Origin of the sequence: Archangium gephyra (assembly GCF_042230915.1) — a bacterium.
Taxonomy (GTDB): domain Bacteria; phylum Myxococcota; class Myxococcia; order Myxococcales; family Myxococcaceae; genus Archangium; species Archangium gephyra_B.
The window spans coordinates 8,476,305-8,498,415 of sequence record NZ_CP102578.1 but is presented as its reverse complement, the minus strand read 5'-3'; the positions used below and the strand labels follow the sequence as shown (position 1 = coordinate 8,498,415).

Annotated in this window: 11 protein-coding genes; 3 read left to right on the top strand and 8 right to left on the bottom strand. The window is 67.8% G+C overall.

The window, feature by feature from the left end; all coding sequences use genetic code 11:
• Genes NR798_RS33205 through NR798_RS33185 form a run of 5 tightly spaced genes read right to left on the bottom strand, consistent with a single transcriptional unit; the run spans position 1 to position 5,536 of the window.
• A complete protein-coding gene (locus NR798_RS33205) occupies positions 1 to 2,865 on the bottom strand; it encodes a M16 family metallopeptidase (protein ID WP_375766542.1) in 2,865 nt (954 codons plus the stop codon).
• A gap of 49 nt (positions 2,866 to 2,914) precedes the next feature.
• A complete protein-coding gene (locus NR798_RS33200) occupies positions 2,915 to 3,499 on the bottom strand; it encodes a DUF2911 domain-containing protein (protein ID WP_375766541.1) in 585 nt (194 codons plus the stop codon).
• A gap of 36 nt (positions 3,500 to 3,535) precedes the next feature.
• Positions 3,536 to 4,114 carry a GNAT family N-acetyltransferase gene (locus NR798_RS33195; protein ID WP_375766540.1) on the bottom strand — a complete coding sequence of 193 codons (579 nt, stop codon included), beginning with the start codon at positions 4,112 to 4,114 and terminating at the stop codon, positions 3,536 to 3,538.
• Positions 4,111 to 4,971 carry a phytanoyl-CoA dioxygenase family protein gene (locus NR798_RS33190; RefSeq protein WP_375766539.1) on the bottom strand — a complete coding sequence of 287 codons (861 nt, stop codon included), beginning with the start codon at positions 4,969 to 4,971 and terminating at the stop codon, positions 4,111 to 4,113. The genes NR798_RS33195 and NR798_RS33190 overlap by 4 nt, the downstream gene beginning before the upstream one ends.
• A gap of 58 nt (positions 4,972 to 5,029) precedes the next feature.
• Positions 5,030 to 5,536 carry a cupin domain-containing protein gene (locus tag NR798_RS33185; protein WP_375766538.1) on the bottom strand — a complete coding sequence of 169 codons (507 nt, stop codon included), beginning with the start codon at positions 5,534 to 5,536 and terminating at the stop codon, positions 5,030 to 5,032.
• Between the two features lie 392 nt (positions 5,537 to 5,928).
• Here NR798_RS33185 and NR798_RS33180 point away from each other — a divergent pair, with 392 nt between their 5' ends.
• From NR798_RS33180 to NR798_RS33170, 3 genes are all read left to right on the top strand, one after another.
• Entirely contained in the window at positions 5,929 to 7,731 is a 1,803-nt protein-coding gene (locus NR798_RS33180) for an N-acetylmuramidase domain-containing protein (RefSeq protein WP_375766537.1), read from the top strand.
• Positions 7,732 to 7,807: 76 nt separating this feature from the next.
• Positions 7,808 to 9,748 (top strand): DUF4157 domain-containing protein, encoded by a 1,941-nt coding sequence (locus NR798_RS33175; RefSeq protein WP_375766536.1) that lies wholly within the window; start codon positions 7,808 to 7,810, stop codon positions 9,746 to 9,748.
• A gap of 11 nt (positions 9,749 to 9,759) precedes the next feature.
• Positions 9,760 to 16,662, top strand: a complete 6,903-nt coding sequence (locus NR798_RS33170) for a LamG domain-containing protein (RefSeq protein ID WP_375766535.1) — start codon at positions 9,760 to 9,762, stop codon at positions 16,660 to 16,662.
• A 59-nt stretch (positions 16,663 to 16,721) separates the two neighbouring features.
• Here the strand turns inward: NR798_RS33170 and NR798_RS33165 are convergent, their stop codons facing one another.
• The 3 genes from NR798_RS33165 to NR798_RS33155 form a co-directional block, all read right to left on the bottom strand.
• Positions 16,722 to 20,321 carry an ELWxxDGT repeat protein gene (locus NR798_RS33165; RefSeq protein WP_375766534.1) on the bottom strand — a complete coding sequence of 1,200 codons (3,600 nt, stop codon included), beginning with the start codon at positions 20,319 to 20,321 and terminating at the stop codon, positions 16,722 to 16,724.
• Between the two features lie 104 nt (positions 20,322 to 20,425).
• A complete protein-coding gene (locus NR798_RS33160; RefSeq protein ID WP_375766533.1) occupies positions 20,426 to 21,568 on the bottom strand; it encodes an MbnH family di-heme enzyme in 1,143 nt (380 codons plus the stop codon).
• Positions 21,569 to 21,582: 14 nt separating this feature from the next.
• Entirely contained in the window at positions 21,583 to 22,098 is a 516-nt protein-coding gene (locus tag NR798_RS33155; RefSeq protein ID WP_375766532.1) for a hypothetical protein, read from the bottom strand.
• Between the last annotated feature and the right edge of the window lie 13 nt (positions 22,099 to 22,111).

The following is a 22,111-nucleotide window of genomic DNA, read 5'->3' as shown; positions in this document are numbered from 1 at the left end:
CTACCTGGCCGCGACGCCCTGCTCGATGAGCTCCGCCTTCTGGCCGGCCGCCGCGAGCGTGGCGTTGACGGCGTTGCGCGGGCCCCGGATGACGACGACCATCCGCGCCTGGGCGAGATCGGCCGAGGCCGCCGCCGCGACCGCCTCGGGGGTCGTCGCCGAGATCGCCGCGACCTGCGCGTCGAAGAAGGACAGCGGCAGCGACATCACCGAGACCGTCTCGAGCTCGTCCGCGAGGACGGTGGCTCCAGCGGAGTCGGCGAGCGCCCGGCTGAGCGCGCGACGCCGGGCTCGCGCGAAGTCCTCGGGGAGCGCGCTGGCCCGCGTCCGGACGGCCTCCAGCTCGCCGATGAGCGCGACCAGCGCCTTGCCGGAGCGATCGGCCTCGAGGTCGCCGGTGACGAGCAGCGCGCCGCCGCCGATGCCGCCGAGGTAGTCGACCGAGACGCCGTAGCTGGCGCCGAGCCCCTCGCGGACGACGCGCACGCGATCCTCGAGCATCGTGCGGAGCACCTGGCGCGCGGCGACATCGCGGATGGGATCCGAGGCCGTGGTGAACCCGATCGTGACGCCCACCTGGGTCGCTTCCTCGTCGACGACAGCGACCCAACTGGGCCCCTTCGCCGGCCGGCCCGGAGGCATCATCGGGGGCGGGGGCGGCGCTTCGCCGTCCCACCTGCCAAAGAAATCCTCGATCGTCTCCCTCATCACGGCGGGGTCGAAGCCGCCCGAGAGGATCAGCGTCGCACCGTTGGCGCGGTAGTAGCTCTCGCGGAAGGCCTCGAGCTCGGCGACCGAGATCTTCAGGATGTCCGCGGCACCAGGGCCCGGTTGCGCGTACGGGTGACCGGCGCCGAAAAGGCGGACCCGGAGCGCCTCGGAGCCACGCGCAGCCGCGTCGTCGCTGCCATCAGCGTGGGATTCGCGGGCGATTCTGCGGAGCTCGGCGACGTGGTCATCCGGGAAGATGCCCGCATCGAGCAGCCAGAACAGGCGCCAGAGGTGCCAGTCGGCGTACGTCTTGGTGCCACGTGCCGTGAACACCGTCGCCCGCTCCCCGACGTTGACGTCGAGCTGCGTGCCGAGCTGGCTCGCGAAGATCATCCGTTCGGAGTGGGCACGCCGGTAGAGGCGTTGGGTGTCGTTCGCGAGCAGCCGTCCGGTCAGCTCCGCGAGCCCTGGCCGATCGACGGGATTCGCCGCCGAGCCGTAGGGGAAGACCAGCCGCGCGTCGACGAGCGGGCTGGTGGGGTCGGGCGCGAGCAGCACGCGCAGCCCGTTGCGCAGCACCAGTTCCTCCACCGTGCTGGCGACACGCGACGCGCGCGGGTCGAGCGGGCGGCTCGCCTCGGAGGCAGCGACCGGTGTCCGCCAGGGCTGGAGGTCGTGCTCGCGGCGGCGCGTCGGGACCTCGGCGCGGGTCGTGAGTGCCTGCTTCCCGCTGGGGCGGACCAGCGCGACGTGGCTGCGCGCGCGGTTGAGCGTCGTACTCGCGTACATGGCGACGTCGATGATCGTCGTGCGGTCGACCGCCGCGAGCTCCTCGACGAAGAACTCATTGTGGCTGGTGTACTGGGGGAAGTCGGCGATCCAGGAGCCGGCTCCGTCAAACGCGTCGTAGGTACTGACGAGGCTCGTGCGGAGCTGGGCCCGGGCGAATTCGATCATGTGTTTGCGCTCGTTGACGAGCTTCGACGCGGCGGTGAACACCGTGTCGACCGCCTCCTGGAGCCGCGAGGGATCCGATACCGAAACGACCGCGGTCAGCAGCGGCGCGCGCAACCCTCCGAACTGCGTGACCTGGGTGTTGGTGATCCACTCCTCGCGTTCATCCAGGGCGCGCAGCTCGGAGCCGAGCATCGCCTTGACGATCGCGTGTTGCGTCGACTCGCTCGCCCCCCACGGCGGTGCGCTGAAGAAGATGAACGCGGTTGCCTCGTCGACGTCGGCGGTGTGCATCGACGTTTCGCCCATGAGGTGCGCGGATTCGAGCGGAGTGCGCGCGACGGTCGAGCTGTGCGTGACCCCGCTGAACGCCGCGCGCACCGCGGTGATCGCCTGGTGGGTGCGGAAGTTGCCGGTGACGGCGAGGATGGCGCGGTTGGGCGCGTAATGCGCGGCGATGAAGGCGCACACCTCCTCGCGTGTCGCCTGAGCGATCTCCGGCGAGCTCACCCGGCGCGCGTAGGGGTGCTTCTTGCCCCACAGCGTCGCCATGAGCTCATCATGCAGGGGCTCGTGGTGCGCGTGGCGCTCCGCGTCTTCCGCGAGCACGATGTCTCGCTCACGCTCGAACATCGCCTCGTCAATCCGGTCGCATGTGACCTGCATCCGGCGCGCCTCGAGCGCGAGGAGCTTCGGGAGCTGGTCGGCGAGCGCTTTCGCCGTGTAGTGCGTCTCGTCGGAGTTGGTCCACGCGTTGTGGTAGAGCGCGGCGTCGGAGAGCTCGTCCGCGATCGTCGGACCGTCGGCCTCGGCTCTCACGGTGAACAAGAGGTGCTCGACGAGGTGGGCCAGCCCGGCGCGCCCCGGTGGATCCTCGGCGGCACCGACGAGGTATCGCACGTCGACGCCGACGAGGTTCGTGCGCGTGTCCTGCATCAGGGCGATCCTCAGCCCGTTCTGCGCGCGCATCAGCACGATGCCGTGGTCCAGGTTGAGGTCACGCTGCTCGGGCTTCAGTTTCCCGAAGTAAGGTTCCCTCGTGGCCCGGAAACCGGTGCAGGCGGAAAGACAGAGCAGCGCGAGCACCCAGACACATCGGATGGACGGGACACGCATCATGAGCAGGACTGTAGGATAGCGCTCGGCGGCGGCGTAATCCTCCGCCAGGCCTTCTGACAGTTGTTGCTCGGAGCTAAACATCCCGGCCGGACTCCCCGCGCGGCGTACGCGCGGGGGGGGAAGGTGCTGCTCAGCTCTTCTTCGCCGGACGCACGGGCACGGAGACCTGCGTGTTCTCCCACGAGAAGTTCAGCGCGGTGCCCTTCTCATCAAAGGCAATCGTGAAGGCCTCGTAGGTGTCCGCGCTCTTCTTCACCGGCACGTCCACGCGCAGGACGTCATTGTCCTTGTTGTACTTGTAGGCGCCCCACTGGCCGACGTCCTTGTTGACGATGAGCGTCCACTTGTCCGCCTGGGGAATGGTGAAGAGCGCGTAGGTGCCCGCCGGGAGCTTCTGGCCCGCGAGCTCGATGTCGCCCGTGGTGGTCAGCTCCGTGGCGGCGTTCGCGCCCAGGCGCCACACCTCGCCATAGGGCACCAGCTTGCCGAAGATGGCGCGCTTCTGGCCCGTCTTCGGGTCCTGGATGCGGGGCGAGTGGTACGTCACCTTCACGTACGTGGTGTCATCCAGCTTCTTGGCCGCCATCTCCATCGGGCTGACGGGAGCCTTCGCGGGCGGAATGCTCTTCTGCGCCAGCGCGGGCGTCGCGGCGAGGAAGAGGAGGGCGGCCAGGGCGGGGATGCTCGGGAGCGAGGCGAATCGACGGTTTGTCATGGGGGCGGACCGTACCATGCCGCTCCTTCCCCGGAACTACCGTGTGCCGTCGTGCAGGCCCAGCACGACCACGGCCCACTCGTCCGTGGCATCCCGGTACGTTTTGATGGTCTCGAAGCCGGCGCGGGCGTGGGCCCGCATCGAACGCGTGTTGCGCGTGGCCACCTCCGTCACCGTGCAGTCGAAGCGCGCCCCGTAGCTCGCGCGGTGCTCGCGGTAGAGCGCGTCGAACACGCCCTGGCCCCTGTACGGCGCGGCCACGCACACCTGGCCCATGACGTAATAGCGGTACTCGCGGAGCGGACGTCCTCGCCAGCTCAGTGTCTCCAGGAGCTGGAACATGGGCTCCAGGATGGGGACGAAGGCACGCGCCTCCACCGGCATCACCAGCGCATAGCCCGCGAGCTTCTCGCCCTCCTTCGCGATGACGCTCGGCGCGAGCGCGTGCATCCGCTCCAGCACGTCCAACGTATGGGCCACGGTGAGGAAGCCCTCCCGCGCGGCCTGCTCGGGAGAGACGTGGTCGCGCAGGTTGGCGGCCTGGAGTTGGAGGATCTGCTCCAGCTCCTCACGGCGCGTGACGAGGCAGGTCCGAGGCGGAGCCGGAGGCGTCATGGTGCCCGGTTCCCTCTGCCGTTCGCGAGGGAGCTGAAGCCCCGGGGTGGCCGAGTGGGCGAGCGTTGCAGCCAGTTGTCCTCGGGGTAGCGGGCCGTGCCATCGATGAGGTGGACCGAGTAGGCGTGGCGGCTCTTGGAAGAGGTGTTGGCGCCGCTCTTGTGGGGCAGCAGCCCGTGGAGCACGACCAGGGTGCCCTTCTTCACCTCCAGCGGCACCATTCCCTCTTCGGGCAGGGGCGCCGGGTCCAGCACCTGGAAGGCCGTGCCGCCTCCCTCGGCGCGCACGAAGCGCTTCTTCAAGCCGAGCGTGTGCCCGCCGGGCAGTGCCCAGAGACAGCCATTCTCCAGCGTGGCGTCCTCCAGCGCGAACCAGAAGCCCAGGCAGGTGGACGGCTCCGTGTACAGGAACGTCGCGTCCTGGTGGCAGTTGACCTCGCCCCCGATGTGGGGCTGCTTGAAGATGTACATCGACTGGAGCAGCACCGGCTGCTTCAGTCCGAGTTCCGAGGCCAGCCCCGCCAGCTCCTGCGTGCGGGAGAACTGGTCGAAGAGGGGATCCAGGTCGTGCAGTGCGTGGCCGATCTTGTTGATGGACAGCGCCTTGTCCTGGCGCAGCGAGCCATCTGGCCGGAAGGCGTTCTCCTCGAAGAAGAAGCGGATGTCATCTCCAGAGGCGAGGAAGTACTCGTCCGAGGTCCGGGTCTGGTCGTTCGTGGTGAAGATGGAGACCGTCTCCGGTTGAAACCCGGCCACCAGCTCTTCAGCCCGGGCCTTCAAGGCGTCGCAGGCCGCCGCTGGGACGAAGCCGGGAAGCACGAGGAAGCCCTGTCGCTCGAAGTCTTTGGCTCGATTCATGTCCACTCCCATGGGATGAACCGTAGCTGAAAACACGCCGCGTTCCTCCATCCCCGGGCTATGGGGGCTCGACGACGTTGAAGAACGACTTGATGACCTGCTTGTCCTTCACGTCCCAGATGATGACCTGGCCCTGGCGGATGAAGTAGCTGTCACCCGGTTTGTACAAGTGGCTCTGGCCCGTGCTGTCCGTGATGGTGACCTCCCCCTGGAGGATGGTGGCGTGCTCCGTGAAGGGGAACGTCACCTCGAGCGTGCCCGTCGTCGCCTTGAAGAGCCCCGCCGTCACGCCATTCCCGCTGTGGTCGATGCGAGCGAAGATCTGCGGGTCGCCCTCGAGCACGCGCCCGCCCAGGCCCTCCGGCGGCCCGAGCCAGATGAAGCCCGCCTCGTCCACGGGTCCACCCCGAGGGGTGTAGAAGATCATCGCGCCCGCTTGCGAACCCGGCGGGGGCTTGTTCTCGGAGAGTTCCTCCGCTGGCGCGCCCGTGCAGGCGCTCATCCAACCCGCGAGCGCAATGATCCCCAGACCCCGCAATCGGTGGTTGCGAACGTGATGCGCCATGCACCCTCCTCGGTTCCAGCGTTCTCGCACGTTTCGCATCCGCCTGAATGCGCTGTCCATGCAAAAGCAGATTGATATGCGAAAACGAACTTTCCTGCCACGCACCCAGGGAGCACAAGAACACAATGGCCCTCCGCGAGAACGCACCCAGCGCGCGGCGCGGTTGGGCATGCGGCGTCAGCATCGTGATGTCTGCCATCTGCTCACGCCCGGTCAAATGTCTGCTTTGACAGTGCGGAGGCGGCGGAGGATTCCCGGTCAGCTCGGAGCCATGTGGAACATCCCTGACGCGCCATGACGCGGAGCGTAGCGGTTGGCAACGTGATGAGGCATCGCCCGGCCGCAGGAGAGCCGGGCGTCCTGGGGCATCGCGAGAGGGCTCGCGCGCGGATATGCTCCCGGGCCGCACGCCCTCAAGGAGATGTGTCACGACCCGGTTCATTGGCGCAGCCGCCCCCCTGACAGCTCGGGGCATCGAGGCCTGCGCGGACAAACTCTCGGTGCGCCCGGCGGACATCTGGGCCGTGCTCCATGTCGAGACCCGAGGTTGTGGCTACTTCGCGGACCGCCGTCCCGTCATCCTCTTCGAGCGCCATATCTTCAGCCGGAAGACGGAGGGCCGCTTCGACCAGCAAGCCTCCGACATCAGCAACCCCAAGGCCGGAGGCTATGCCGGTGGCGTGGCGGAGTACGGGCGCCTGGAGCGGGCCCTGGCGCTCGACGAGCAGGCCGCGCTCCTGAGCGCTTCGTGGGGCCTCGGCCAGGTGATGGGGTTCAACGCCCAGGACCTGGGCTACGGCTCCATGGAGCAGTTCATCAGCCGGATGATGGAGTCCGAGGATGAGCAGCTCGCGGCCCTGACGGCCTTCATCCAGAAGAACGGCCTGGACACGGCCCTGCGCAACCACGACTGGGCCGCCTTCGCCCGTGGCTACAACGGCCCGGGCTATGCCAAGAACCAGTACGACAAGAAGCTGGCGGCGGCCTCCCAGCGCCTGTCCAGCCACCCCTTGCCCGACCTGAGCGTGCGCGAGGGCCAGCTCCGGCTGCTCTTCCTGGGCTTCGATCCGGGCACCGTGGATGGGGCGCTCGGCCCGCACACCCAGGGGGTCCTGAAGCGCTTCCAGAGCCAGCATCAGCTGCCCACCACCGCTCAGTTCGACCCGGCCACCCTCGACGCACTGCGGCAGCAGCACGCCCTGCTGCCCACGTCCACTCCCGCGAGCCCCCAGCCCCTGGCCCTGCCGCCGGCTCCCGTGTCCTCCGCGCCGCGGCAGGACTCCGCGCCCGCCCAGCCTGCGTGGCCGCTGGCAACGCGCCCCGCCGCGCCCGTGGTGAGCGGCGCGCAACTCCCGGCCCAACTCCTTCCCGTGCCCGTCACCCCCGTCACGCTGGCACCCGCCGGGGCCGCTCCGGCCGAGGCTGTTCCGGTGGTGCGGGACGTGCCGCTCCCCGAGCACCTGTCCGAGCAGATCCGCCAGCGGCTTGCCCAGCCGCTCAGCAAGCCTGTCCAGAGCGAGCTGGCCCGGCTCCTGGTGCTGCGCGGCAAGGCGGCCCGGGAACTCGGCCCGTCGGCCGTCGAGACGCTCGACCTGGGCCTCACGGCCCTGCTGGCGGAGCAGCCCAATCTCCCCTTCGTGCGCAACATCCGCCTGCGCATCGCCTCCGCCATCGCCGATCAGCTCTACCCCCTGCGCCCGCTTCCCCTCCTGCGCTCGAGCTCCCCGGCCACGCAGGTGGTGCTCGGGCTTTCGCTGCTGCTCTTCTTCGCCCAGGGGCTGTCTGCCTTTGCCCACATGGTGCTGACCAGCGAGCAGACGCTGCTCTTCGGCCTTCCCGTGCGCACGCTGCTGCTGGTGGGGCTGTGCGGCGCCATCGGGAGCGCCGTCAGCATCCTCACGCGGCTCGGGGACTTCGAGAAGCTGCGGGGCGCCAGCCGCACCTCCATGGTGATGCTGGGCTTCTTCAAGCCCGTGGTGGGCATGTACTGCTCCCTCTTCACCTTCGCCTTGATGAAGTCGGGGCTGCTGCCGCTCCAGGCGGCGGCGCCGGAGTCGGAGCTGTACCTCTACATGGCCGTGTGCTTCCTGGTCGGCTTCAGCGAGCGGTTGGCCCAGGACATGTTCGCCCGCGCGGAGGAGAGCTTCGCCTCGGCCTCCGGGAGCGCGAGGCCCTCGTCCGCCTCGCCTCCTTGAAAAAGTCCGCGCTGCCTTGCCCGGAAATCCGGGCCACGGGTCAGAAGGGCTGTCGCCATTCGACCGAGGAGCGCAGATGCCATCGACGTCCCGTACCCCCGCTGAATCCACCGGCCGTGCGCTGCCGCCGCGGCTCCGGGGGGCCCTGGAGACCCTGTCGGGCTACGACCTGAGCGACGTGCGCGTGCACGCCGACTCCGCCCTGCCAGCCCAGGTGGGGGCGCGGGCGTTCGCGCATGGGTGCGACATCTACCTGGAGCGCGGGGCCGAGGAGACCCTGGCGCATGAGGCCTGGCATGTCGTGCAGCAGAAGCAGGGGCGGGTGCTCGCCACGGGCCTGTCCCAGTTCGAGGATGAGCGGCTCGGCGTCGTGGAGCGGAACGACGAGGAAGCCCTCGAGCTCGAGGCGGAGTGGATGGGGCGCCTGGCGCAGCGCCTCGTGGTGCGTGGCGAGCAGCTTCCGGCGCGGCGGACGCTTCGCTTCGCGGCCCCCCGGCAGCCCGTGGTGCAGTTGCACACCACCGTCGGGGACAAGGCCTACCCGCCGAATGAGGCCGCCGCGTTCGAGGACGCTGTCTCCAAGAGCCTCGGACCCGCCATCAACAAGATCAAGGAGCTCAGCACCATCATCAAGGACCTCCACACGGAGGACCTCCGGTTCGCCGACTGGTCCGCGGTCACGCGGGAAGTCCACATCCGCAACGCCGGCTACCAGGCCGAAGCCGCCATGCGCCAGCTGCTGACGAGCAACCGGGACCGCTACAACGAAGCGAAGACGGAGGCGGACAAGAAGGCAGACGCGGCGATGAAGCAGTTCCGCGAGGAGCAGAAGAAGAACGTCCTCGACCGGCGGTTTCAGTTTGGCGGCGACTGCTCGGACTACACCTTGAGCCTCAAACGCAAGGCGGAGGAGGGCATTGCGCGCTGGGGTCCGGCCTCGTTCCTCACGAAGTACATGTACGACTGCACGACCCGTCCGATGTTCAAGTGGTTCATGGACAGAGCTCCGGAGCCACAGGTGATGAACTGCTGGGAGGCCGTGATCTTCGCGCTGGTGAAGACGGGGCTCGTCGACAAGACGTACATCGGCTGGTGCAACAGCAAGGGCGATCGCAGCGCGTTCCCTGGCATGGAAAAGATGGGCTCGTTCACCGTGCTGCACCAGCAGCTCATCAAGAACATGGACTACTACTGGGGCAAGGCGCCTGACGCGTTCAAGAACGTCCCCAATATCAAGAACAAGCTGAAGGCAAACCAGGACAAGTTCAGGGTGACCCAGGCCGGACCGCAGTTCTTCGTCCCCAAGCGCATGAAGATTCCCAGGGGACGGGTGCTGCTCTTCGACATGGGCAAGCACGTGGCGATCTCGACGGGCCAGCTGGTGGATCTGCCGGCGAAGGACCTGACGATGTACCGCTACTTCCAAGGCACCCGCATCGGGCACGGAATGATCGAGCTCGACAGCAAATATCCCGATGACCAGATCACCTTCAGGGAAGGCTGCATCGAGGAGCTCGCGGAGTGCCACATGGACTACCTCGCGAACATGGTCGTCGCACCGTTCCCGATCTGCCTCGAGTCCGGGCAGATCCTCCTGGAGGGGGAGGCCGTCGAGGATGACCTGGTGAATCATCCCGACGTCGTCGGGGCGGTGGAGAATTATCTGCAGGCACACGCCAGTGAGATCTCGGCGGAAAAGAACGCCATCTACAAGCGGCGTGACGAGAAGCTCGCCGAGCTCACCGAGCAGCTCCTCGAGACCGACCCGGACCCTGCCTCGAAACCTCCGAGCGAGCAGCAGCAGGAATACACCCGCCTCGAGCAAGCGCTCGTCAATACGCAGACGCAGGCGGTCCGGGAGATCAACGAGTGCATCAGCGAGTGGAAGCGCAAGTCCAAGGAGTCCGATGAGGTAGCCAGGGCCATCACCAAGGCTAGGCAAGACATCGAGGCAAACGGCCGCATCGTCTTCAACTACAACCAGAACGACCCCTACGGCGGCGCCATCCAGTTCTGAGTGAGAGAGCCATGTCCATCTCGCACATCCTTCAGCAATTCGATGCGATCGGTCCGATGGGGCCCCGTACGCCCATCCTGATCGACCAGCAGTTCACGGGCTCCAACGAGCTCATCAGCCTGTTCCGCGCCGTGCTCAACGAGCAGGCCGTGATGATCGACACCGTCACCGACGCCACCTCGCGGAGCGCCGGGCACCTGGAGCTCGTGGGATCCACGTCGCTGCTCGGGATGACGGCGGCCGAGGTCCGGTTCCTGGCCCGGGAGCGTGACGGCACGCTGCTCGTCACGTTGGAGCTCACCCTCCCGGCGTCGTGGTCCTTTGGCAAGCTGTTTCCCGCGCTGCTCGGAGAGCGCCCCACGGGCGGCGAGGATCTCGCCACCGGCAAGAAGCGTCCCGAGCCCCACTTCATGACCCAGCTCGGCCTGGGCGCGTGCAAGCTCGTGTTCTCGAACGAGGCGCAATTCGACGAGAAGCTCGCCTGTGACCTGGTGCCGGGGCTCAACTTCGTCGGTGAGCTCTACCTCACCGGCGCGCTCTTCCCGATCGGCTCGCTGCTCCAGCATCGCACGCCGACCCGCATCACCGGCCCCGTCAACGAGTTCCGGTTCGATGCCGATCCCCTGGCGTTCACCGGCATCCGGCTCTCGGGTCCCCTGGCGCTCGGCTTCCAGAGCCTGGGCCCCGTGACGGTCAAGGACGCGCGCATCTTCATCAAGTCCGGGCACGATGACCTTCACCGCGACAAGGCCGTCAGCGCCACGCAGGAGCCGGGCGTCTACCTGCTCGTCGCCGCGGAAGTCGGCGGCCGCCCGCTCGAGATGGTGGGCAGGTACAACTTCGAGGGCATCGAGGAGGAACTGTTCCTCCAGGGCCGCTTCGAGGACTTCGCGCTCGCCGGCTTCTCCAGCCTCTCGCAGACCGTCGGCGTGGACGGCTTCGATGACGAGGTGCCCCAGGACCTGCCCGTTCCCAACGGGATTTCCCTCACCGAGCTCGGGGTCTCGTTCGACTTCCTCCGTCATCAGGTCACCAGCCTGATGCTCGGCGTGGGCGCCAAGACGAGCTGGGACATCCTCCCCGACGTCGCGAAGCTCCAGGAGATCGGCGTCTCGTTCACCGTGGCGAACCCGTTCGGCAGCGGCCGCTCCATCTCGACGTCGCTCTCCGGATTGCTGGCGTTCCAGAAGTTCGACCTGGCGGCCTTCGTGGAGCTGCCTTCGCTCGATCTGGGCGCCGGCCTTCCCGCGGGCCGCCCCCTTCCGCTCGGCGACGTCATCGAGTCGCTCATCCCTGGCGAGACCGGGCTCCCGGAGCTCACCATCTCGCGGCTGCTCCTCCGGGCGTCACCCCAGGCCAGGAGCTTCTACCTGACCGCGGCCCTCCAGGACCTGCTGTCCATTCCGGTCGGAGCGACGGCCTTCGAGGTGAGCAACCTCAACCTGCTCGTCGATTACAGCAAGGCCGGTGGCGCCAAGGGCCTGGTCTCGGCGCAGCTGCGCATGGGGGAGGCCAACGTCCTCCTCTCCGGTGAGGCCCGGGGCGGCCTCACCCTCTCCGGCAGCCTCCGGAACTTCGCGCTCAAGAAGTTCTGGTCCCTCGTCACCAACGGCGAGTCCCTGCCTGAAGAGATTCCGGACATCCTCTTCGACACACTCAATGTCCAGGTCAATACCCAGACAGGCGCCTTCTCGGTGCTCGGCAATGCGAGCGTCGCGTGGGACCACCTGGGCGGCGCGGGGCCTCTTCAGACGAACGCGCAGTTCTCCCTGACGCGCAATGTCTCCGGCTCCGCTGGTTCCCGTGTTTCCTCGTTCAGCGCGAGCCTGAGCCTCCAGGGCCGGGGGCCCGTGAACGTCGCCGAGGGCCTCTCGCTCGAGACGTTCAACTTCCTCTTCGACTACCAGACGGGCATCGGCTGGAAGCTCTCCGGCGGCATGGGCGCCTCCGTGTTCGACACGAGGCTCGACCTCCAGGCGGGCTACGAGACCACGCAGGGCATCCAGAAGATCAAGCTGAGGGCCACCGCGGCCCCGGCCCGGAAGCTCATCGACATCCCCGGCGTGGGCTCCTACGCGTTCGCGCAGTTCGACCTCCTGCTGGATCGCCGGACCGCCGCGGACGGCAAGAAGAAGACCTTCTTCGAGCTCCGGCTGGCCTCGACCCTCGAGCTCGACCAGCTGTTCTCGCTCGGCGGCTACCTGAGCATCAGCGATACCGCCGAGGGCAAGAGCGCGCTGCTCTTCAAGCCCAATCCCAAGTCCACCGCTTTCCACGTCGACTTCCCGGCCGGCGCGGGCATGGGAATCGGGGGCGAGCTCTTCGAGATTGGCTTCGTCAAGGAGTCCGCGAGCGCGGGGTGGAGCTTCACGGGTACCACCCACCTGGGCTTCACCGGCTTCCCGGGTGGCCTGGGGAAGATGCTCCCCTCCAAGGTCACCGCCAAGCTCGTCGCGGGGAAGAAGGACGTGCGCATCTCCGCGCTCAACGTCAGTGACCCCATCGAGCTCGCGCTGCCTACCGTCCAGGGCAAGAGCCTCGGCAAGGCCACCGTCCAGTTGACCGAGCTGGGCATCTCCATCAAGCCCCAGCTCGGCCTGGTGCTGGAGGCGGGTCTCGGCCTGCCCGCGGAGCTCAACACCTACCTGGGCGCTCAGCTCTTCCGCGTCTACCAGAAGGGCAATCCCGTCTCCATGGCGCGTACCCGGTTCACCATCTCCGGGACCGGCGTCGCCGTGCAGTTCGTCAGCTCTCCGTTCGCCGCCGCCAACACCGTGGTGATCAACGGTGAGTCCTGGTTCGACGTCGACCTCGGCCAGTACGGTGCGCTCAGCCTGAAGATGCCGACGTTCCTCTACGACGGCGTGACGCAGTACTTCGAGGCGGGAGGCGGCTGCAAGGTGACGAGGCCGCTCGCGCTGCCCCTGGCGCCGCTCAAGCTCTTCCTGGAGGCCTGTGGCGGAAAGGCCATGGCCGACATCTTCCCGGACAAGCTCCCCATCGAGAGCCTGTCGCTCGTCGACAAGAACGGCGACTTGAAGATCGACGAGCTCGTCACCTTCCTGAAGAAGGCCGGGAGCGTCCCGAACGAGGTCGTCACGGCGCTGAAGCAGACGGGCAAGGTGCTCAACCGCTTCCCGGACGGCTTCAAGTCCTACCTCAAGCTCGAGGTCCCCGAGCGTCTGGACTTCAAGTTCGGCTTCTCACCGGCCGGCCGCGTCAGCCTGGCGCTGCTCGCCCCCGAGAAGCCCGTGCGCGTGCTCTTCCCCTCCGTCGTGCAGAGCTACGTGCCCATGCCCGGGCTCACCGGCCTCGAGCTGCGGAAGATCTCCGTGGGCACGCTCATGACCGGCACGCTCTTCTACGGAGAGGTGGACGCCCTCATCGACCAGTTCGATGTGCCCTCGCTCGCGCTCTCGCTCATGCTGCCGCGCGACCAGGACTTCCCGCTGCCCACCTCGAACCAGCTGCAGCGCCGCGTCATCCTCGATGACGTCTTCTGCATCATCCCCGTCTCCCAGGGGCTGCCCGTCCCCATTCCCGTCTTCTATGACGAGATCGGCTTCGAGTACCTGGGCATCGAAGGGCTGGGCCTCCAGGCCCACGTGGGCTTCCCCAAGCCCGCTCTCGATGGGGCCGCCGCCATGGCCCTCTTCAAGACCTTCGATACGTTCTTCAACGACCGCAAGGCCCTGCTCGACCCGAAGACGCCGCCCGGGGGCGTGCAGCTCGGATTCGTCTTCCATGACGAGTTCCTGCAGGCGCCCGAGTACCTCGGCGGAGGTGTGCTCGGAACGAAGGGGAAGACCGTCAACGTCGGCTCCTGGAAGTACGTCGCCGCGATGATGAACTTCGGGAAGACGTTCTCCCTCAATGACTGCATCAGCGCCATTCCCCTGGAGAACCGCGCCGGGAGCGCCCAGTACAAGTTCGCCTTCATGAAGTTCGACGCGGACTGGCTGCTCACGACGCCCGCCGAGTTCAAGAAGGGCTCCTTCGAGCGGTTGAAGCTCAGCGCGAGTGACTGCGCCGACTTCATGACCGTACTGCCCTCGGTGGGGAGCACGGCGGGGCAGGCCCAGAAGGGCAACGAGGAGGGCCTGGTCACCTTCGTGCGCGGCAAGGCGGACCTCGAGTTCGTCCGCATGCAGGCGGCGTTCGGGCTCGCCGCGTCCGGCTCCATGGGCTTCAACACCGGGTTCAAGCTCAACGGTGCCTTCGGCAACACGGAGCTCGAGCTCTCCGGCGCCGTCATGGTGAACGCGCCACTCGCCTCGGACACCGCGGCGGCCCCCGTGCTGCAGGCCGCCACGCCGGCGCCCACGTCCACGTCCGCCGCGCCCAAGCCTCCTCAGGCCATCAAGGCCCTGTCCTTCAACGGCAAGAACTCCTGCATCGAGCTCCCCGCGTCCGACAGCCTCGTCCTGCCCGAATACACCATCGAGATCTGGCTCAAGTCGTCCAGGGTGGAGGGAAGGGAATGGGCAGACGTGTTCGGGAAGCAGGGCTCAGGCCAGCGCAACAACTTCCTGGCCATCAACGCGAACAACGCCTACTACCATCACCGCTTCACGGACAACTCCAACTACAACGCTGGCGCTCCGAATACAGCCAATGGCAGCCTGCAGTGGGGGAGGTGGCAGCACGTCGCGATCACGAACGACGGCGTCACCGCGAAGACCTATGTCGACGGGAAGGAGGCCGCGAGCGGCCCGGTGGTGGGGAAGCTTGCCCTGAGCAAGCAGTCCCTCTTCATCGGCAAGGTGGATTCGTTCTGGAAGGGCGAGATCGCCGAGATCCGCATCTGGAGGCGTGCGCTGGGCGCCGGCCAGATCGAGAGCCAGATGCGAGAGCTCCTCGACGGCGACGAGAAGGATCTCGTCTCCCTGTATCGCTTCGATACGGACACGGGGGAGCGGGTGGTGGACCTCTGTGGCAGGAACCACGGCATCCTCCGGAATGGCAGCTTCGTCGAGTCCGACCTGCTGCTGCTGCGCGGCCTCGCATTCAATGGGAAGAGTGATTACGCCGAGGTCTTGGACTCGCAAAGCCTCCGCCTCGGCGCCTACACCGCCGAGGTCTGGTTCAAGCCGGTGAAGACGGCGGAGGACATGCACGCCGATGCCCAAGCGAGCATGGTTGCCTCGCAGGAAGCCATGTTCAAGGCGATGAAGGCCATGGGCGTCAAGCCGCCGAACCTGCCGAAACCCGAATTCAAATGGAGGGGAGTGTTCGGCAAGAAGGGCCGCAACTACGCCTTGTTCATCAGGGGGGATGGCCTCGTCCACCACCGCTTCCACTCCGCCGCTGGCTCCAACGACGGCGCCCCTGACACAGCCGCGGGCGTCATCCAGTGGAACAAGTGGAACCACGTCGCCATCACCAACGATGGCAAGGTCGCCCGGACCTTCGTCAATGGCGTCAAGCTGACCGAGGGGCCCGTCACGGGCGCGCTCGTCATCGACAATGAGAGGATCTCCATCGGCCGGAACGCCGACGGGTCGGACGACGCGTTCTTCAACGGTGAGTTGGGCGAGATCCGGCTCTGGTCTCGCGCACGCTCACCCGAAGAGATCTCCGGGAACATGTACCGGCGGCTGGATGGGAAGGACGCGAGCCTGGTGAGCCTGTGGCGCTTCTCCGATGCGCAGGGCAACACCCTCCCCGACGCCTGTGGCCGGAACGCGGGCCGCCTCTCCGTCGAAAAGGCGAAGCCGCAAGAGACTGGCGTCACCCAGGGCACGTCCACGGCCCTCGTGACCGCCCCCGCGGAACCCGCCAGGGCGGCGATCCAGATCCAGGGTCATACGCACCTCGCCGTCGCCGGCCGCAAGGTCCTGGTCGGTGACCTGCGGCTCGTCAATGACCAGTTCTGGTTCACCGGACAGCTCGATCTCTTTCCCAAGGACTGGCCCCTCCAGGTCACCGGCCACGTCGAGGGCCTGGTGAGCAAGCAGCGCTTCGCCCTGAGTGGAGAGACCCGGAACGCGCTCTTCGGCCTGGTCCTCTCCGAGTCGCGCCTCTTCATGTCCAACGAGCAGCTGCGGCTCGAGGGCCGGTGGCTCGGCGCCTACCTGAAGCTCGATGTCTCGTGGGACAAGGGCGATCCGCGCTTCGCGGGCTCCGTGGGCTTCAGCGCCTCGCCTCGCCTCGACTTCGGGACCATCCGTATCGGCGGGGTGAAGGTCGCGGACAACTTCCGGATCTCACTCGACATCGCCGCGGATGTGTCCGTCGCCATCTCCCGCCAGGGGCTCGCCGGGAACGTCACGGCGAAGTTCAAGATCAATGGCAAGGGCTTCGAGCTGCGCATGGGGTTTGACGTGGCTCCGGCGGACCTCGCGCAGCTCTTCAACTGGATCAAACAGAAGATCATCGACGCTCCCGAGAAGTACCTCGCGCACCTCTTCACCGACGCGATGACGTGGCTCAAGAACGTGGCCGAGGGAACCATCGAGTTCGCCAGGCACGTCGGCGAAGCCGTCGGCGAGGTCATGAAGTCCGTCTACAAGCTGCCGGCGCAGGTCACCGTGAACATGATGAAGGGCGTGGGCTATGCGGCCAACCAGGTCGGCGCGGCCTTGAACAAGGCGTACAACGTGGCCGAAAAGGAGGCCGCGGCCATGCTCAAGGGGGCCGGGTACGCGGCGGAAGAGGTCGGCCACGCGCTGCAATCGGCCTACAACACCAGCGCCGAGGCGGCCTCGAAGGTGCTGAAGGACATCGGCTACGGCGTGAACGAGGTCGGCAAGGCCATGACCAGCGCGTACAACAAGACGGCCTCGGAGTGCGAAAAGCTGCTGAGCAGCGCTGGCTTCTCCTCCAAGTCCATCAAGGGCGCCATCAATGATCTGGGGAAGGGGGCCAGCGATCTGGGCAATGCCATCGGGAAGGGAATCGGCAGCCTCTTCTGAGCCCTGAAAGAGGGCCCCGGCGCTCCCTCCCCGTCGAAGGGAGCGCCGGTGGCCGGACCTCAATGCTTCGGAGCGGCACGGGCACGCCGCCGGCTCCACAGCATTCCCACGCCGAGCAGCCACCACGGGGCGAGGAGGGGACTCGCATGGCCCGGGGCCGTGCATGCGCACCCCGGGGGACTGGCGGTGACCGGGCCGGGCTCGGTGTCGGGCTTCCGCGTCACCGTCACCTGGAAGGCGCACTCGGCGCGCAGGCCGGCACCATCTGCGGTGCTGGCCGTCACGCGCGTGGTTCCCACGGGGAAGAGGCTGCCCGCCGCATGGCTGTAGACCACCTCCAGCGGCAGGGTCACCGTGTCACTCGCGGTGGCCGGAGGGAACGTCACCGGGATGCCCGCGTCCATGACGGCCTCGGCCACCACGTCCGCAGGACAGGTGAGCGTGGGCGCGGTGGTATCCCGCACCGTGACGGTGAAGGCGCAGGAGCCCGAGTTGCCCGCCTCATCCGTGGCGGTCTGGGTGACCACCGTGGAGCCCAGCGGGAAGCGGCTGCCGGGCGCCTGGCTGATTGAAACGGCGGGAGCACGCGTCACCTCGTCGAGGGGCGCTGGCACGGAGAAGACGACGTGCGCACCCAGGGCGTCCTCCGCCTCGGCGGTGAGCTCTCCGGGGCAGCCCACCCGGGGCGCGGTGGTGTCCCGCACCGTCACGGCGAACGAGCACGTGGCGCTGTTGCCCGCCTCGTCCCTCGCCGTGACATGCACGTCCGTCGAACCCAACGGGAAGGTACCGCCGCTCGGCAGGCTGTAGGCGAGCGAGGGCTCCGCCGTCACGTCATCCCGCACCGTGGCCGGCGGGTAGACCACCTCCGCGCCCGCGGCGCTCTCCGCCTCGGCCACGACGGCGCCGGGACACGTCACGGTGGGCGCCGTGGTGTCGGGAGGCTCAGCCAGCCGCCATGGCTCGACGCCCGTGACACCGTCGGTGGCGGAGAAGAACAGGCTCGAGCCCACGCGCAGCATTCCCTCGGGCGAGGAGGGCAGGTCGCCGGCCGCGAGCTCCCAGGCGAGCACGGTTCCAGCCTCCGTCCCATCGCTCTTCCACAGCTCCGCGCCGTGCACCCTGTCGTCAGCGCGGAAGTAGAGCTGTCCGTCGAAGGCCACCAGCCCCGAGGCATTGGAGCCCGTGGAGCCCGGGTAGATGTCCTTCAACCGCCACGTGCCGGCCGTCGTTCCATCGCTCCGCCACGGCTCCGGGCCGCTCGTGCCATCGTCCGCCACGAAGAAGGCGAGCTCCCCCACCTGCGTGAAGCCGGTGGGGCTGGAGGTCCACGACGGGTGGATGTCTTTCAGGAGGAAGGTGCCCTCCGGCGTGCCGTCGGTCCTCCACGGCTCTTCGCGGGTCTTGCCATCACTCGCGCTGAAGTAGATCAACCGCCCCACCGTCGTCAGGGACACGAGTCCCGGGCTGGAGGCGCCAGGAATGAGGTCCTTCAGGAGGAAGGTGCCCTCCGGCGTCCCATCGCTCCGCCACAGCTCCCTCCCGTGCACACCGTCGTCGGGGGAGAAGTAGAGCACTCCGTCCAGCACGGCTGGGTTCAGCAATGGGCTCGTTCCCACGAAGGACGAGCCCGCTCCGGGAAGGATGTCCTTCACGAGGCGCGTGCCGGCCTCCGTGCCATCGCTGCTCCACAGCTCCGTCCCATTCACCCCGTCGTTGGCGAAGAAGAACAGCGTGTCTCCCCGCGCCACGAGGAAGGCGGGGAACGAGGAGGCGCTCCCCGGGCGGAGGTCCTTCACGAGGCGCGTGCCGGCCTCCGTGCCGTCACTCCTCCACAGCTCCGTGCCACTCCCGGCCTCCTGCGCCACGAAGTAGAGCACTCCGCCCATGGCCGTCAGGGAGCTGGGCGCCGAGCTGCCCGCTCCGGGGAGGATGTCCTTCACCAACCTCGTGCCCGTTTCCGAGCCATCGCTCCACCACAGCTCCACGCCGCTCACCCCGTCGTCCACGGTGAAGGCGAGCGCCGGGCCCACCGCCGTGAGCGACCCCAGCACCGAGCTGCTGGCCCCCGCCCGGAGGTCCTTCACGAGGGACGTTCCGGCCTCCGTGCCATCGCTCTTCCACAGCTCCTGGCCGTGGACTCCCTCGGTGGCCTGGAAGAAGACGGTCCCCTGTACCTCCACGAACGGCTTCGGGCTGGAGCTGCCCGGCAGACGATGGATGTCCTTCACGATGCGCGTACCGGCCTCCGTGCCATCACTCCTCCACAGCTCCTTGCCATGCACTCCTTCATCCTCGGAGAAGAAGACGGCCCGGTCCGTGCACAGCAGATTGGACGGTAGGCTGCTCCCACCCGGCCCCGGAAAGACGTCCTTCACCAGGAACGTGCCCGCCTCCGTGCCATCGCTCCTCCACAACTCCGTTCCGTAGATGTCTTCCTGGGCGATGAAGAACAACAGCTCGCCCAGGGCACAATGTCCGCTGGTGCCGCCACTGCGGCTCCCGGGCACGAGATCCTTCACGAGCCTCGTGCCCGCCTCCGTGCCGTCGCTCCTCCACAGCTCGAGCCCGTGGACTCCGTCGTCCGCGTAGAAGAAGAGCGTGCTCCCGGCGGCCCGGAAGGTCATCAGCCTGGCGCTACCCGTCGGGTGGAGGTCCTTCACCCGGTATGTGCCCGCTGGCGTTCCGTCGCTCCGCCACAGCTCGCCCGTGTTGTACTCCTCGAAGTAGAGCCCTCCTCCCATCACGGTCAGGGAGCGGGCGTAGACGCCCGAGGGCGCGGCGGGGGTCTCGATTTCGTAGGTGCCCGCCTCGGATCCATCCGATCTCCAGAGTCCGTAGCCCTTCCCGTCCGTCGCGGAGAAGTAGAGCGTGTCACCGAGCCGCACCAGGGAGTTCACGGAGCCGTTGGCCGCGCCGGGCGCGATGTCCTTCACCAGGGACGTCCCTTCCTCGGTTCCATCGGTGCGCCACAGCTCGTACCCGTGCGCCCCGTCCGTGGCGGTGAAGTAGAGGAAGTCTCCCAGGGGGATGAAGTTCCCGACGCTGGAAGCCGCGCTGCCCGGCTGGATGTCCTTCACCCGCCGGGTGCCGGCTTCCGTCCCATCGCTCTTCCACAGCTCTGTGCCCGTGCCGGAGCCGTCATCCGCCGTGAAGTAGAGGTTCCCCCGGAAGGGCATCATGGTCTGCGTGCCGGAGAGCGCGAAGCTCCCCCCGATCTTCTTCACCATCACCGTGCCGGCTTCCGTCCCGTCGCTCCTCCACAGCGAGTCTCCGGTGAAGGTGACGAAGTAGAGGAGCCCGTCCATCACCGTCAGGGCCGCCGGGCTGGAGGAGAGGATTCCGGACTGGATGTCCTTCACCATCACCGTGCCGGTGTCCGTCCCATCGCTCCTCCACAGCTCGCGGCCGAGATTGCCGTCGAGCGCGGAGAAGAAGACGGTGTCCCCCAGCTGGACGAGCCGCTCCGGGCCGCTGCCGCCCTGGAGCACCGGAGTGGGGTTGATGTCCCGCACCAGCCGCGGCTCCAACGGGGCCAGCCCCTGGCGCGACTGCTCCAAGGCCGCCTCGGGAGCGGCACTCCGGACTCCGTCCGCGCAACCTCCCACCGCCGCCAGCAGGACACAGAGCCCCGCCAGCACCTTCTGGTACGGCTTCATCTCGTCGCTCTCCCCATGGTGTCCGCGCACGATGCGCGGGACCAGGAGGAGGCGTCAATTCAACACGCCCAGCCCGGGCGCCTCACACGGGCAGTCATGCACGCCTACCCGTCGAAAGGATCGCCGAGCCGCGGATCGTTCACGAAGTCCTGGTCGGTGAGGCTCTCCAGGAAGGCGATGAGGTCGGCGCGCTCCTGGGCGCTCAGCTCGAAGGGCCGCACCAGCGGGTTCTTCAGCGGGCTCGCCCGGCCATCCCCCACGTACGGTCCGCTCGTCACCTCGCGCCCACCGGCCGTGTAGAAGTCCAGCACCCCCTCCAGCGTGGCGATGCTGCCGTCGTGCATGTAGGGCGCCGTCAGGGCCACGTTGCGCAAGGGCGGCACCCGGAAGCGCCCCATGTCCCTCGGGTTGTTGGTGAACTCGAAGAGGCCGGTGTTGTTCACCGGGTAGGCGCCCAGGCCGTCCACGTTGTAGAGGCCCGTGTTCTGGAAGTCCCGCTCGGTCAGCTTCGTGTCCTTCGAGCGGAAGGAGTTCGTCAGGTGCGGCCCGCTGTGGCAGTGGTAGCACTCGGCGCGCTCGCCGAAGAACAGCTCCATGCCCCGCTTGGCCGCGGACGACAGGGCGGTGGCCTCTCCCTGGAGGTAGCGGTCATAGGGCGAGTTGCCCGAGAGCATCGTGCGCTGGAAGGACGCGAGCGCCTTCACGACGTTGTCCTCGTGGATGGGGTCCTTCTCGTCCGGGAAGGCCTCGCGGAACAGGGCGGGGTAGCGGGCGTCCTCGCGGAGCCGCTGCAGCACCTCGTCCATGCGCGTGCCCATTCCGAGCTCCAGCGGCGTCTCGGCGAAGAGCGGCACCAGCGCCTGCTTCTCCAACGTATCGAGCACGGGGTTGGCCCAGGTGTACGTAGCGAGGTAGGCCACGTTGGCCAGCCCGGGCGAGTTGCGCGGGACGGCGTGCCCCGTGGAGCCGCTGGGCGTCACCTTGGCATCACTGAAGGCCCGCTTCTGCTCGTGGCAGCTCGCGCAGGCCATGGTGCCGTTGCCGGACAGGCGCTCGTCGTAGAAGAGGTAGCGGCCCAGCGCCACCTTCTCCTCCGACATGGGGTTGTCCGCGGGAACGAAGGGCTCGGGGAAGCCCGGCGGCAGTTGCCAGGCGTAGGGCTTCTGCTTCTCCTCCTCTCCGCACGCGGTGAGGAGCAGCACCGCCAGCACCGCGGTGCTCCACGTCAACAGGGCTCGTGAGTTCATTCGGGAGGGCTCCTTCACTCGAGGTACACGGGCATGCGGCCCACGTGGCACACGTTGCAGGCACCCGAGGCCGTGGAGAAGGGCATGAAGTTGTAGCCCCCCGAGGTGGTGTTCATCACCTTCGGGTAGAGGAGCGTGTCCGGCAACGGCACCGCCTCGGTGGTGTAGAAGTTGCCGTTCGCGTCGGACTCGAGCGTGAGCACGACGGTGCCCCCGCCATTGCGCTCCGTGGACAGGAGGAGGGTGGTGTTGGGGTTGGGCCGGCGCTCGCTCGTGACGGCCGTGCCCGCCACGGTGAAGCGGCCCGGCCCCAGGCCGTTGGGCCCGTGGCACGCCATGCAGTTCTCGCCCGCCCGGTGGCTGGTGCCGCCCCGCTGGCTCTTCATCGAGACATCGAGCGAGGCCGGGCGCTCCACCGGCGCGGGCGGCGTGGGAGGCGGCTCGTCCCCGGGGTCACAGGCGGGGGCGAGCGCCACCAGCGACAGCAGGGAGAGGGTCCGGGCGAGGGGAGTGCGGAGTCTGGAGTGCATGGCGTGCGTTCTC

What these genes read in the sequence shown, in the direction of transcription:
- NR798_RS33175 (WP_375766536.1), top strand. Translation starts at nt 7,808, where the DNA reads ATGCCATCGACGTCCCGTACCCCCGCTGAATCCACCGGCCGTGCGCTG.
- NR798_RS33165 (WP_375766534.1), bottom strand. Translation starts at nt 20,321, where the DNA reads ATGAAGCCGTACCAGAAGGTGCTGGCGGGGCTCTGTGTCCTGCTGGCG.
- NR798_RS33180 (WP_375766537.1), top strand. Translation starts at nt 5,929, where the DNA reads ATGCTCCCGGGCCGCACGCCCTCAAGGAGATGTGTCACGACCCGGTTC.
- NR798_RS33190 (WP_375766539.1), bottom strand. Translation starts at nt 4,971, where the DNA reads ATGAATCGAGCCAAAGACTTCGAGCGACAGGGCTTCCTCGTGCTTCCC.
- NR798_RS33185 (WP_375766538.1), bottom strand. Translation starts at nt 5,536, where the DNA reads ATGGCGCATCACGTTCGCAACCACCGATTGCGGGGTCTGGGGATCATT.
- NR798_RS33155 (WP_375766532.1), bottom strand. Translation starts at nt 22,098, where the DNA reads ATGCACTCCAGACTCCGCACTCCCCTCGCCCGGACCCTCTCCCTGCTG.
- NR798_RS33205 (WP_375766542.1), bottom strand. Translation starts at nt 2,865, where the DNA reads ATGTTTAGCTCCGAGCAACAACTGTCAGAAGGCCTGGCGGAGGATTAC.
- NR798_RS33200 (WP_375766541.1), bottom strand. Translation starts at nt 3,499, where the DNA reads ATGACAAACCGTCGATTCGCCTCGCTCCCGAGCATCCCCGCCCTGGCC.
- NR798_RS33195 (WP_375766540.1), bottom strand. Translation starts at nt 4,114, where the DNA reads ATGACGCCTCCGGCTCCGCCTCGGACCTGCCTCGTCACGCGCCGTGAG.
- NR798_RS33170 (WP_375766535.1), top strand. Translation starts at nt 9,760, where the DNA reads ATGTCCATCTCGCACATCCTTCAGCAATTCGATGCGATCGGTCCGATG.
- NR798_RS33160 (WP_375766533.1), bottom strand. Translation starts at nt 21,568, where the DNA reads ATGAACTCACGAGCCCTGTTGACGTGGAGCACCGCGGTGCTGGCGGTG.